General features: G+C 64.5%; 10 protein-coding genes and 1 pseudogene. 6 read left to right on the plus strand and 5 right to left on the minus strand.

Translation table 11 applies throughout. The annotated features are described in order from the left end of the window. The first annotated feature begins 4 nt into the window (after nt 1–4). Genes AOT87_RS23235 through AOT87_RS23250 form a run of 4 tightly spaced genes read left to right on the plus strand, consistent with a single transcriptional unit; the run spans nt 5 to nt 4,981 of the window. The gene (locus AOT87_RS23235) at nt 5–1,555 is read left to right on the plus strand and encodes an amino acid permease (protein WP_057969211.1); all 1,551 of its coding nucleotides are present in this window, start codon (nt 5–7) and stop codon (nt 1,553–1,555) included. Beyond that, complete coding sequence (locus AOT87_RS23240) at nt 1,555–2,388, plus strand: urea amidolyase associated protein UAAP1 (protein WP_057969212.1); 834 nt, start codon at nt 1,555–1,557, stop codon at nt 2,386–2,388. Before AOT87_RS23235 ends, AOT87_RS23240 begins: the two co-directional genes overlap by 1 nt. Then, complete coding sequence (locus AOT87_RS23245; protein WP_057969213.1) at nt 2,355–2,993, plus strand: urea amidolyase associated protein UAAP2; 639 nt, start codon at nt 2,355–2,357, stop codon at nt 2,991–2,993. Before AOT87_RS23240 ends, AOT87_RS23245 begins: the two co-directional genes overlap by 34 nt. 5 nt (nt 2,994–2,998) lie before the next feature. Then, nucleotides 2,999–4,981, plus strand: coding sequence for a 5-oxoprolinase/urea amidolyase family protein (locus AOT87_RS23250; RefSeq protein WP_057969217.1), 1,983 nt, complete (start codon nt 2,999–3,001; stop codon nt 4,979–4,981). Between the two features lie 219 nt (nt 4,982–5,200). On the opposite strand, the gene AOT87_RS23255 is transcribed toward AOT87_RS23250, so the two are convergent. From AOT87_RS23255 to AOT87_RS23265, 3 genes are all read right to left on the minus strand, one after another. After that, entirely contained in the window at nt 5,201–6,070 is an 870-nt protein-coding gene (locus AOT87_RS23255; RefSeq protein ID WP_057964368.1) for a 3-hydroxybutyryl-CoA dehydrogenase, read from the minus strand. A gap of 156 nt (nt 6,071–6,226) precedes the next feature. After that, nucleotides 6,227–7,519: an isocitrate lyase gene (gene aceA, locus AOT87_RS23260; RefSeq protein ID WP_057969214.1), complete on the minus strand. Its 1,293-nt coding sequence runs from the start codon at nt 7,517–7,519 to the stop codon at nt 6,227–6,229. 267 nt (nt 7,520–7,786) lie between these two features. Continuing rightward, nucleotides 7,787–8,551, minus strand: coding sequence for an acyl-[acyl-carrier-protein] thioesterase (locus tag AOT87_RS23265; RefSeq protein ID WP_057969218.1), 765 nt, complete (start codon nt 8,549–8,551; stop codon nt 7,787–7,789). Between the two features lie 651 nt (nt 8,552–9,202). Here AOT87_RS23265 and AOT87_RS29440 point away from each other — a divergent pair. Then, nucleotides 9,203–9,604, plus strand: a pseudogene (locus AOT87_RS29440) (CPBP family intramembrane glutamic endopeptidase); the annotation flags it as partial. On the opposite strand, the gene AOT87_RS23275 reads toward AOT87_RS29440, so the two are convergent. Continuing rightward, a complete protein-coding gene (locus tag AOT87_RS23275) occupies nt 9,518–10,951 on the minus strand; it encodes an MFS transporter (protein ID WP_234795778.1) in 1,434 nt (477 codons plus the stop codon). The pseudogene AOT87_RS29440 and the gene AOT87_RS23275 sit on opposite strands and share 87 nt — an antisense overlap. Before the next feature lie 70 nt (nt 10,952–11,021). Here AOT87_RS23275 and AOT87_RS23280 point away from each other — a divergent pair, with 70 nt between their 5' ends. Continuing rightward, a complete protein-coding gene (locus AOT87_RS23280; RefSeq protein WP_057969759.1) occupies nt 11,022–11,969 on the plus strand; it encodes a helix-turn-helix domain-containing protein in 948 nt (315 codons plus the stop codon). On the opposite strand, the gene AOT87_RS23285 is transcribed toward AOT87_RS23280, so the two are convergent. Continuing rightward, nucleotides 11,966–12,769, minus strand: coding sequence for a GAP family protein (locus tag AOT87_RS23285; protein ID WP_057968082.1), 804 nt, complete (start codon nt 12,767–12,769; stop codon nt 11,966–11,968). The two genes, AOT87_RS23280 and AOT87_RS23285, sit on opposite strands and share 4 nt — an antisense overlap. Nucleotides 12,770–12,869: the final 100 nt, after the last annotated feature.

The following is a 12,869-nucleotide window of genomic DNA, read 5'->3' on the forward strand; positions in this document are numbered from 1 at the left end:
GCCCATGAACGCCCCTACGGCCACCGAATCCGCGGCCCGGTCCGCGGCGAGCATCGCCGGATCCGACTCCGACGACCTTGCCGCGTTCGGCTACAAACCTCAGCTACACCGGAGCCTTGGCAAATTCGCATCCTTCGCAGCCGGATTCTCGTTCGTCTCGATCTTGACGACGATCTTCCAGCTGTTCGCATTCGGGTTCAGTTTCGGCGGCCCGGCCTTCTTCTGGACCTGGCCGATCGTCTTCGCCGGGCAGTACATGGTGGCGCTGAATTTCGCCGAACTCGCGGCGCGCTACCCCATCTCGGGAGCCATCTATCAATGGGCCCGCCGGCTCGGCGGTGCTGTGGTGGGCTGGTTCGCCGGCTGGTTCATGATCATCGCCCAGATCGTGACCGCATCTGCGGCGGCCATCGCCCTGCAGGTAGTCCTGCCGACGATCTGGAGCGGATTCCAGCTCATCGGCACGGACTCCTCGTTGACCAGCGTCAGCGGCGCCTCGAATGCGGTGTTGTTGGGATCGCTGCTTCTGGTCGCGACCACGGCGATCAACGCCGTCGGGGTCAACTGGATGTCCCGCATCAACTCCATCGGCGTCACCTGCGAGATCGTTGGTGTGGTCGCCGTGGTGGGCATGCTCTTCGCCAGCGCCGAACGCGGTCCGAGCGTGGTGCTACACACCGGCGAGGCGGGCAGCGGATATCCGTGGGCCTTCCTGGCAGCGGGGCTCATGGCCGCTTATGTGCTTGTCGGATTCGGTTCGGCCAGTGAACTCGCCGAGGAAACCCGGAACCCCCGCCGGGTCGCCCCGCGCACCATCTTGTCCGCGATCGTGGTGTCGGCGATCGGCGGGGCGCTGATGATTCTGGGCGCCCTGATGGCCGCCCCCAGCCTGACCGACGGCCAGCTCGCCACCGGCGGCCTTCCCTATGTATTGGACAGCAAGCTGGCGTCCCCGTTCGGCACCCTGCTGCTCGTCGATGTGGCCATCGCGGTGTTTGTCTGCACTCTGGCCATCCAGACCGCAGCCTCACGCTTGATGTTCTCGATGGCCCGCGACGGCAAGCTGCCGTTCTCCTCCGTGCTGTCGCATGTGAACCCACGAACCGGCACACCCATCGCGCCGGCGGTGGTGGTCGGGGTGTGCTGTGTCTTGATCCTGGTGGTCAACTTCGGCAACGCCGCACTGTTCACGAGCCTCTGCAGCGTCTGTATCGCACTGATCTACCTGGCCTACCTGATGGTCACCACACCGTTATTGTTGCGCCGCTTGGGCATCGGCGGCAGCAAGTGGGACGCGAATGTTGGGCAGACGGATGCCGACGGACGAAAACTCTTCTCCCTCGGGCGGTTCGGGCTCCCGATCAACATCCTTGCCGTCTGCTACGGCGCCTTCATGGTGCTCAACCTGTCCTGGCCGCGCGCGGCCGTCTTCGATCCGGCCGGCACCCACCCCTACCTGGTGTGGATAGCACCGATCTGCATCGCCGCAGTGCTCATCGCCGGGATCGCGGCCTATCCGCGACGTGCCGATTCCACCACCGAGGAGCTCTCCTGATGACGACCGCTACCACCAAGGGAGCGCGCGACCACGCCCGCTCACAGGCCGGGCAGATCACCGACGCGATGCCGGTGCTACCCGCCTCCAACTGGCCCTGGACCCCCGGCGATATCACCGCGTCGGCCCTGATTTGGGCTGAGACCATCCCCGGGGGCCGGTACGCAGGCAAGGTGCTCGGCCGCGGCACCCGACTACGGCTCACCGACGTCACCGGCTCGGCGTGCGTGAGTGTGATGCTGCTGCGCGTCGATGCCCCATGGGAGCGGCTCAACGTCGCCGACACCGTCAAGGTGCCGTGGCAGGCCTATCTCGGCACCGGTCATCCCTTGCTCTCGGATCAGGGCCGGGTGCTGGCCACCATCGTCGCCGACAGCTCCGGACATCACGACACCTTCTGCGGAACCAGCACGTTGACCGCGAATGCCGCCAAATATGGTGCGGGCGATCTCTATTCGAATAGTCCCGCGGGGCGGGAGCTGTTCACGCTGGCCGCCGCGAAGCACGGGCTGGCTCCGCGTGACATCGGTCCATCGGTGTCGTTCTTCCACGGGGTGCGTGCCGAGGCCGACGGCGCACTACACAGCACCGGCACCGCCGGCGCAGGGGCTGCGGTGGATCTGCTGATCCACCTGCCGGTCATCGCCCTGCTGGTGAACACCGCCCACCCCCTCGATCCGTCGGAGAGCTTCGACACCGGACCCGTCCAGGTGCTGGCCTGGCCCGCGCCCGATGAGTTGGCCGACCTGCCCAACAACGATCCGGAATACCAACGTGCGGTGCTCAACACCGAAGACGCCTGGGCCGCCGCCCGGAACGGAGGAACACTGTGACAAGCACGGTTCTCGACGAAGTCGTCCCTGCCCGTGCCCCGTGGGGCGCTGTCGTCGCCGCCGGGAACGTGCTCACGATCATCGACCTGAAGGGCAACCAGGCCGTCGACACCCTGTTGTATTCGGCAACCGACACCGCAGTGCGTTATTCGGCACAGGCGACCATCGCTGCGCAGTCAAACCTGTTCCTGCGCAGTGGAACAGTGCTGCGCGCAGAAGACGGCAGTCCGCTGATGACCATCGTGGAGGACGAAGTCGGCAGCCACGACACCATCGGTGGAGCATGCTCGCAGGAATCGAACACCCTGCGTTACGGCCACCACACCAAACACCAGCACGCGTGTGTGGAGAATTTTCTGCTGGAAGGCGCCAAGTGGGGCCTGGGTAAGCGAGATCTGGTGTCCAACATCAACTTCTATATGAACGTCCCGGTGGATGGGGACGGGACACTCGGGATTGTCGACGGCATTTCGGCACCGGGAAAGAAGATCAAACTCCGCGCCGAGGTCGACACCCTGGTGCTGGTATCGAACTGCCCGCAGATCAACAACCCGTGCAACGGATTCGATCCCACGCCGGTACGAATGGTGGTGGAGAGCGCATGAGCACCATGACGGTCACAGCACCCGGCATGCTCACGACGGTGCAAGACTGGCCCGGACGCACCGGGTACTGGCAGGTGGGCGTGCCACCGTCCGGCCCCATGGACGACCTGTCGTTCCGGCTCGGCAACAAGGCCGTCGGCAACCCCGAGGGCGCCGCAGGACTGGAGGCGACGCTCGCGGGTCCCACGCTGCGTTTCGCCGAAGACACGCTTGTGTGCGTGACTGGCGCACCGGCACCGGTGACCCTCAACGGCAGGCCGGTCCCCCAGTGGCGTGCCATCACCGTTCCCGCGGGCGGCACGCTGTCGGTGGGTGCCGCGGCCGACACCGGCATGCGGATCTACGTACTGATTGCCGGCGGCATCGAGGTGCCGCACTTCCTGGGCAGCGCAGCCACCTTCACCCTCGGCGGGTTCGGCGGTCCAGCGGGACGTGCCCTGGCCGCCGGGGATGCCCTCCCGCTGGGCCACTCCGACGGCACCGAACCGCAATGCATTCCCGGCGCCGCACAACCGGCCATCGGCCATCACTGGGAGCTCGCGGTCACCGAAGGGCCCCACGGCGCACCCGACTTCTTCACCCGCAGCGATATCGACGAACTGCTGTCCACCGACTACGAGGTCCACTTCAACTCCGATCGCACCGGCGTGCGCCTCATCGGCCCCAAACCTCAATGGGCGCGCACCGATGGCGGTGAGGCGGGCCTGCATCCGTCGAATATCCATGACAACGCGTATTCGATTGGCGCCCTGGACTTCACCGGCGACACCCCCATCTTGCTCGGCCCCGATGGCCCCAGTCTGGGCGGGTTCGTCTGCCCGGTCACGGTGGTTTCGGCCGACCGGTGGAAGCTGGGGCAGCTGCGCGCCGGCGACACCCTACGATTCGTCAGAATCGAGGCCTCGCGCAGCGCGTCGCTGCGCTCGATCGGTATCGATCGGCGTGGGCACTGGCCCTCGGTGTTCTCCACTCGTGGCGACGGCGACGACGGCGTACTGGCCTACCGTCCGGCGCGTGAGGACGCACCCGATATGACGTACCGGCGCAGCGGCGATGACAACATTCTGGTCGAATATGGCGACATCACACTGGATTTGGCCTTGCGCGCGCGCGTTCACGCATTGCACCAGCGACTCGAGGACACCCACACCAACGGCATCGTCGATCTGACACCGGGCATCCGTTCGCTGCAGGTGCACTTCGATCCCGACAGGCTGCCCATGGGCAAAGTGCTGGGACTGCTCGACGATATCGACGAGCATCTGCCCGCCTCCGACGAGCTGGTAGTGCCCAGCCGCCGGGTGGCCATGCCTCTGTCGTGGGATGACGTCACCGTCCGCGACGCCATGGAGCGCTACCGCCTGGGTGTGCGCGCGGATGCCCCGTGGATGCCATGGAATATCGAATTCATCAGGCGCATCAATGGCCTGGACACTGTGGACGATGTCTATCGCACGGTGTACGACGCGTCGTATCTAGTGCTGGGTCTGGGTGATGTTTACCTGGGCGCACCCGTGGCCACCCCCGTCGATCCCCGGCATCGCCTGGTGACCACCAAGTACAACCCGGCGCGTACCTGGACCCCCGAGAACGCCGTCGGTATCGGCGGGGCGTATCTGTGCATCTACGGCATGGAGGGACCCGGCGGTTATCAGCTGGTGGGGCGGACCGTACAGATCTGGAACCATCGGCACCCGGACAACGCCGGCGCGTTCGAACCCGGGACGCCGTGGCTGCTGCGGTTCTTCGACCAGATCAGCTGGTACCCGGTGAGCTCCGAGGAGCTGCTCGAGCTGCGCGACGAGCTTGCCACCGGACGCGGCGCCGGCGGCGTCACGATCACCGACGGTGAGTTCTCCATGGCCGAATACTCAACGTTCCTTGCCCAAAACGCGACGTCAATAGGCGAGTTCCGCGATCACCAACGCTCGGCATACGCGGCCGAGCGCGAAGCATGGAGCACTGCGGGCGAATTCGCCCGGGTCTAGCAAGTGAGCGCCCCGAACCCCTCGCTCGCGAATACCGGGGCGTGTCACTTTGCTGTCTGAATTAACCATCCCTGGCGATCTTGGTCAAGAGAAATGGGCACACCGACATTTCCAGGGGACGAGAGCGACGCTGTCGCCAAACACGGCAAGGGCGCACCGTTCGCACACGATCCGGGCTGAGATCTGTGCGTACGGTGCGCCCTTGCGCTGTGGGGTGGCTTACTTGGCCTTGTATTCGTAGAACCCGACGCCACTCTTCTTGCCAAGGCGCCCGGCCTCGACCATCCGGAGCAACAGCGGCGGAGCCGCATACAGCGGCTCCTTGTACTCGTCGTACATCGAATCGGCGATGAGTTTGAGGGTGTCCAGGCCCACCAGGTCCGAAAGGCGCAGCGGTCCCATCGGGTGCGAGAGCCCCGCCACGACCGCCTTGTCGATGTCTTCGACTGTGGCAAAACCAGATTCGGCCATCCGGATGGCCGCCAACAGGTAGGGAACCAGCAGGAAGTTGACCACGAAACCGGAGCGATCGGCGGCACGGACAACCTGCTTACCCAGCACCTCGCTGGCGAAGGCCTCGGTGCGCGCGGCTGCCTCGGGCGTGGTCACCAGCGTCGAGATGAGCTCGACGAGCGGCAGGACCGGCACCGGGTTGAAGAAGTGCAGCCCCAGCACGCGGCCTGGATTCTTGGTCGCCGCAGCGATCTTCATGATCGGGATACTGGAGGTGTTCGACGCGAGAACCGCATCGGGATCGGTGATCACCTCGTCGAGCTTGGCGAAGATCGAGGATTTGATGGACTCGTCCTCGATGACCGCCTCGATGACCAGCTGACGATCAGAGAAGTCGGCCAGATCGGTGGTGAACTTCAGGTTGGCGACGGCGGCATCGCGCTCACGCTCGGTGATCTTCCCCGCGGAGACGCCGCGGTCCAGCGACTTGGTGATGCGGTCGCGACCGGCAGTCGTCAGCGCCTCGGTGGTCTCGAACACCAGGACGTCGACACCGGCACGTGCCGACACCTCGGCAATACCCGCGCCCATCTGTCCGGCGCCGATAACTCCTACGCGCGTGATTCCATCCGTCATCTTCGTGCTACTCCCTGAACATCGTTGTTAGTTTTGACTTTCCAGCACACAGGCCCCGCCCAACGGGATACGTGGGCGGGGCCTGTGCTGTCAACTCAGTGGGTCACACCGAGAGTCTTGACGTGGGCGCATTGCCCGGCTAGAGCTCGGCTCTGCTTAGTGGAACTGACCCTCTTCGGTCGAGCCCTTCAGCGCCGCGGTCGAGGTGTTCGGGTCCACGGTGGTGGCGATCCGGTCGAAGTAGCCGGCGCCGACCTCACGCTGGTGCTTGGTGGCGGTGTAGCCACGAGCCTCAGCCGCGAACTCGCGCTCCTGCAGATCGACGTAGGCGGTCATGCCCTCGCGGGCGTAGCCGTAAGCCAGGTCGAACATCGAGTAGTTCAGGGCGTGGAAGCCGGCCAGGGTGATGAACTGGAACTTGAAGCCCATGGCACCCAGTTCCTTCTGGAACTTGGCGATGGTCGAGTCGTCCAGCGCCTGCTTCCAGTTGAAGGACGGGCTGCAGTTGTAGGACAGCAGCTGGTCCGGGAAGTCGGCCTTGACGGCCTCGGCGAACTTGCGGGCGACCTCCAGGTCCGGCACACCGGTCTCCATCCAGATGAGGTCGGCGTAGGGAGCGTAGGCCTTGGCACGCGCGATACAGGGCTCGATGCCCTTCTGCACGTTGTAGAAGCCCTCGGAGGTGCGCTCACCGGTGACGAACGGCTTGTCGCGGTCGTCCACATCGGAGGTGATGAGGGTGGCGGCCTCGGCGTCGGTACGGGCGATGACGACGGTCGGGGTGTTGGCGACGTCAGCGGCCAGGCGCGCGGAGGTCAGGGTGCGGATGTGCTGCTGGGTGGGGATCAGCACCTTGCCACCGAGGTGGCCGCACTTCTTCTCCGAGGCCAGCTGGTCCTCCCAGTGGGTACCGGCGGCACCCGCGGCGATCATGGCCTTCTGCAGCTCGTAGACGTTCAGGGCGCCACCGAAACCGGCTTCACCGTCGGCGACGATCGGCACCAGCCAGTTGTCGACGCTGGTGTCACCCTCGACGCGGGCGATCTCGTCGGCACGCAGCAGGGCGTTGTTGATGCGGCGAACCACGGCCGGCACCGAGTTGGCCGGGTACAGGCTCTGGTCTGGGTAGGTGTGGCCGGAGAGGTTGGCGTCACCGGCAACCTGCCAACCCGACAGGTAGATGGCCTTGAGGCCGGCACGGACCTGCTGCACGGCCATGTTGCCGGTCAGCGCGCCCAGCGCGTTGATGTACGAGTCGTCGTCCTTGGTGACGGCGTCCCACAGGATCTCGGCGCCACGACGGGCCAGGGTGTGCTCTTCGACGACGCTGCCCTGCAGCTCCTCGACCTGAGCGGCGGTGTAGTCGCGGGTGATGCCCTTCCAGCGGGGGTTGGTGTCCCAGTCCTGCTGGATTTCAGCCGCGGTGCGCGGCTTACCGACGTTCGACATTGGTGCTCCTTACTTGCTCTGGCGTTAGGCTGTCGCAGACAGATTGTTAACGCCCAGGCACGTTCACTGCGTTGACTGTTACGACGATGTCACAGACCATATGCGCAGGTCCACCCGTTCCCAATGCCAATTTTCGCTAGGTATTCACGGGCTTTTGCTAACCTTGCGAAGCGGCTAATCGTACGCCCGTACTGTTGCTACCGATCGGTAACCAACAATCCCCTGTTCAGAACGCTCGTACTGTTAAACCGTCGACACCGCGTCTAGTTATCGAGCGAATATCGATGCGAGAGCCTTCACTTCGTCGCCAACGACATATGTGAGCGTTGTAACACTGCGACCGGGGACGCCAAGCTCGGTTCCGTCCTCGTAGACGTTGGTGATGATCTCGAGCTTGTCTCCCAGCGAAACCGCGGAGTCGTGCTCGAGGCTCACCCGATAGGGGCCCGACAGCAGCTCCGGATTCCGCGAGAGGTGATCCTCGACGATGCTCCAGTAAACGGAGTTATTCATGTGGTCGAACAGGTCCATATCGGTGAAGCGCACCGGGAAGTCCCGGACATCGGTCGCCGTCTCACGGTTACCGGGCTTGTTGTAGGGCTTCCACCGCAACCGGTCCACCTCCGTGGTGGACGCGACGGTGGCCAGGAAGTCGTCTTCGATACGCGCCGGACCCTGGGTCTCGCGGCTGACGTGAATCCAGAACGCCTCGGACTCGATAAGGCCGCCCGCTCTGCCATCCACCCGCACCCGCATTTGGCACCACCGATTAGAAGTGGCCGAACACCAGCGGCGCAGCCACAGCGCCTCCCTGAACTCAATCGGCTTGATCACGTCGATCATGGTGCGGCGGACTATCCAGTGCGGGTGGCTGTCCTCGGCCTCCACGCCCCGCAGGTGATCTTGGCCGATGTCCTGGATATGCCGAGCGGCCCCATCCAGCCGTAGACGCCCGCCGGAGTCGACGTCGGCGATGCGAACGGGCCAACGCCCCTCGTAGACGTGAGGATGCGCGTGCGGAACGGGCATCATGTCCTTGTCGAGGCCGGTGCTGGCTTCCACACTCACGGTTCGGTCCTTTCGCGAAGTCACGCCGGCTCCCGGCACGACGGAGACTGCGTCAACCGCGCATTCTTCGCAATCCATGGTCCCACAACCGAAACCGGCCAAAAATCGACAGCGTGTTGCGGCGTATTCGATTGAGGGCCAGTTGATCTCGCATTCTTGACGGCTCGTTCACGCAGCGTGCTCTCCGCTGGGCCATACGATCACCTGGTGGTAGCCACGCGGCCGGAAGGTAACTACCGGGTCGGCCGAGGTCTTCTCACGGCCGCCGGCCTGTTGTTCGTCATCGCCATCGGCGGACTCGCGCTCACCGGACACACCCTGGTCCGATTCTCCTCCGATGAAGCGGCCGGCCCTTATCCGCTGTGGATGCCGCTGGCCTCAACCTTGACCGTGCTGCTGCTCACGCGCCTGGTACCGGCGCATCTGCCGGCGATCGACCCGCTTGCCGACATCGATCGGGGGCGCCTCATCCGTGAGGCGTGGGTACTGGCGGGAGCGGCCCTCGCATTCCCCGCCCTGATCATCACGGCGACGACCGCGGGGATACCGCGTGATGCCGTGTACAGCTCCATCAAGGTGCTGATGTTTCTCGTGATCCCCCTGTTGGCCTTTCGGATGCTCCGCGGAGACGGCCCCAAGGCTCGATGGAGAACCCACCTGGACCGCACCCGCACGCTGGCGCCGATCGTTCCGGTTGTCGCATGGATCGCACTCGCCCGACTCGGCCCTCTCGCGCCACCGGCCAGCGCACTGGCCGGCCTGCCCGACCCCGTCACCGTGGCGGTGGCATCGCTGATCACATTGCTGACCGCAGGCGTGCTCGAGGAGGTCTTCTACCGGGGCTTTGTACAGACCCGGCTGGAGTCGTTGGTGGGCCGCTGGCCGGCCATCGCCACCGCGTCAGTGCTCTTTGCCGCCATGCATCTCGCCTCACACGTCCACGCCACCACCTTGGCCGTGGACCTCGCGACCATCGTGGCGGTTCAGGGAACGTTCGGCGTGATGCAGGGCTATCTGTGGAGCCGATACCGAAACATCTGGGCTCCGATAGCCATTCATATCAGCGTCAACCTGATCTACCTCGACATGCTCATCAGCTGACGATCGTTCCCGCACGCATAGACACATCACCGCCGCAATGACGCAGAGTCCAGCGGCGACCCGAAAAGCGTTGTCATAGTTGCCCTCCTGATCGCGCAGCCATCCCGCACCTGCTGCTGCGATGGCCGCACCGAGCTGGTGCGAGGCAAAAACCCAGCCGAACACCACGGGGGTGCGATCCCCGAAGTAACTTCGACACAGCGCGATGGTCGGTGGCACGGTGGCCACCCAATCCAGCCCATAGAAGATGATGAACACCCAGGTAGACGGCTCAGCACGCGCAGAAAGCAACGCCGGCAACAACATCAGCGATAGGCCACGCCCGAAGTAGTAGATGCCCAGCAGGACACGCGCATCGACCCGGTCGGTGAGCCATCCGGAGAACACCGTTCCCGCGACATCGAAGATCCCGATCAGCGCCAGCAGGCTTGCGGCCATGGTCGTCGGCATCCCGTGATCGTGCGCCGCGGGAATGAAGTGTGTGCCGATCAATCCGTTGGTGGTCATACCGCATATCGCGAAACTGCCTGCCAATAGCCAGAAGACCGGTTGTCGCGCTCCGATGAGCAGTCCCTCGAACGCCGCACCGAAACCACCGGATGCGGCCCCCGACTCGTCAGTGTCGGCACCGTAGGGGCCAACTTCCTTATCCGCCGGTCGGTTTCGCATGAACAGCACGACCGGCAGAACCACGGAAAGTGCCGACACAGCCACGATCACCGCGGCCCACCGCCAGCCGTAGGCGCCGGCCACCACCGCCACCAGCGGCAAGAAGATGAGCTGCCCGGTGGCGCTGGCGGCGGTCAAAACGCCGGTGACCAATCCACGGCGCGCGACGAACCACCTCGTTGCGATGGTGGCCACGAATCCCATCGAGATCGATCCGGTGCCGACGCCCACCAGCACACCCCAGAGCAGTAAAAGCTGCCAAGACGAATCCATGAACGCGCTCAGGAAGGTGCCCGTAGCGATCAACAGGAGCGCCGCCGCCAGCACCGAACGCACTCCGAACTTATCCATCAACGCGGCCGCGAATGGTGCAGTGAGCCCGAACAGCGTCATGTTGATCGACATCGCCAGCCCAATGGTGCCGTGCGACCACCCGAACTCTGCGTGCAGCGGATCCATCAGAACGCCTGGGACCGATCGGAATCCGGCCGCGGCAAGCACCGCGACAAATGCCACCGCGGCGATGGTCCAGGCAGGGTGCAGCCGGCGGCGGCTGAGGGTTTTGGAGGTTTTGGGCACCGGAGACTGCGTCATCTGCCCAGGCTGACCGATACCGGCTCGACCCACAATTGGCATAAATGCCAATAGGTGTGAAGATCATGCCATGGCACACACGGTGGCCGTCTTGATGCTCGAACCTCTGGTCGGCTTCGACGCGACCATCCCCTCGCTGATGTTCGGTCAGGCCGGTGCCGACCACTACCGGGTCATCACCTGCGGATTGTCCTGTGCCCCAGTCAAGACCACCTCGGGATACACGATCACCCCCGAGGAGGGGCCGTCTGCGTTACATCGCGCGGACACCGTCATCATCCCCGGCACCAGGTATCCGCCGGCGCGCCTTCGGGGCGAGTTGACCGAGGAACTCCGCGCCGCATTCGACACCATCCGCCCGGGCACGCGCATCGTCTCCATCTGCACCGGAGCCTTCGTGCTGGCTGCCGCGGGACTGCTTGACGGGCGCCGCGCTACCACCCATTGGCACAAGGCAGACGATTTTCGTGCCCTATATCCACGGGTGCTGCTCGATGAGGCGGTCCTGTTCGTCGACGACGGCGACGTGCTGACGTCGGCGGGGCTGGCCTCGGGAATCGACCTGTGCCTGCACATTATTCGACGAGATCACGGCACGGCGGCCGCCAACGCCGTCGCGCGGTATTGCGTGGTGCCGCCATGGCGGGAAGGCGGCCAGGCACAGTTCATCGACCGCCCGCTTCCCGAATGCACCGGGAATTCAACGGCATCCGCTCGCAGCTGGGCACTGGAAAACCTCACCGAACCGTTGACGGTGCGGCAGCTGGCCGACCATTCCCGAATGAGCATGCGAACCTTCAATCGGCGTTTCCGCGACGAGACCGGACTCTCACCCGGTGATTGGGTGCGGCAGCAGCGCGTCGAACGCGCCCGGGCGCTCCTGGAATCGCACGATCTTGCCGTGGATGAGGTGGCGCGAAGGTCGGGCCTGGGCTCGGCCGCGAATCTGCGGCATCACCTGCGCCGCGGATTCGGCATGAGTCCCACCCACTACCGAAAGACGTTCCGGGGCAGCTAGACGATGCCTACGCCGGTAAGCACCTGCCAGACCCCGACCACCGCGAAAAGAATGAGAAGCACCAGCTGCCGGTGGGCAAGGGCCCAATTGTGAACCGGTTCCAGCACGGCTTGAGTCCTCGCCGGGGCGATCACGTAGCTGATGAGGGCCACCTCGAAAACGGCGAGCATCGCGAAGACGAACACGATGGCAGCCAGAATCTGCGTACCCATGGACGTTCCCGAGCCGACGATGATGGTGTCGACGAGGAGCACCAGCGGGGGCGGCGGCATGTATCCAATGCCGAGGACCAGGGCGACCCACAGCGCGCCGTTTTCCCAGGCGCCCTTGCCATGGTGGAAAAGACGTCGAAACTTCGACACCACAACGCTGATGGCACTTCTGATGCGGCCGACAGACTGGGGTTCGGCGGTCGGCGTCTCTGGATCGAGGACCAAAACCGATGAATCCCCGCCCCCGCCTGCGGCCACAGGCTGATTCTCTCTCTTGCGCGACCGAAGCCGCACGGCGATCACAACGGCCAGCACAATGCACAACACACCTGTGCCCAACTGGAGAGGCTTGACCGAGGAGCCCGGGTCCGCCGTCGCGAGATTCTTCGCGAAGGACGCAAAACTCGGGACGAGATGCAGTGCGAAAAGCGCGACAAGGAAGGACGGCACATTCACGATCAGTGCACCAACCCAGAAGGCCAAGAGGTTCTGCACCGGGCGAGGCCGGGAGATGACCACCAAAATCAGGCCAAGCAGCACCGGATTGAGTGACATCAAAAATGCCAACCCCAACAGTTCGCGCCACATATCGGTAACCCTACTCTGTTTGCTCGCGAATGGCAGTGCCAGCCGAAATGCGATGAATCATGCTGAATGCACTCATGAGACCGCTAGTCATTCCGGTAGT

The sequence above is a fragment of the Mycobacteroides sp. H003 genome, from assembly GCF_001440135.1.
GTDB lineage: Bacteria > Actinomycetota > Actinomycetes > Mycobacteriales > Mycobacteriaceae > Mycobacterium > Mycobacterium gwanakae.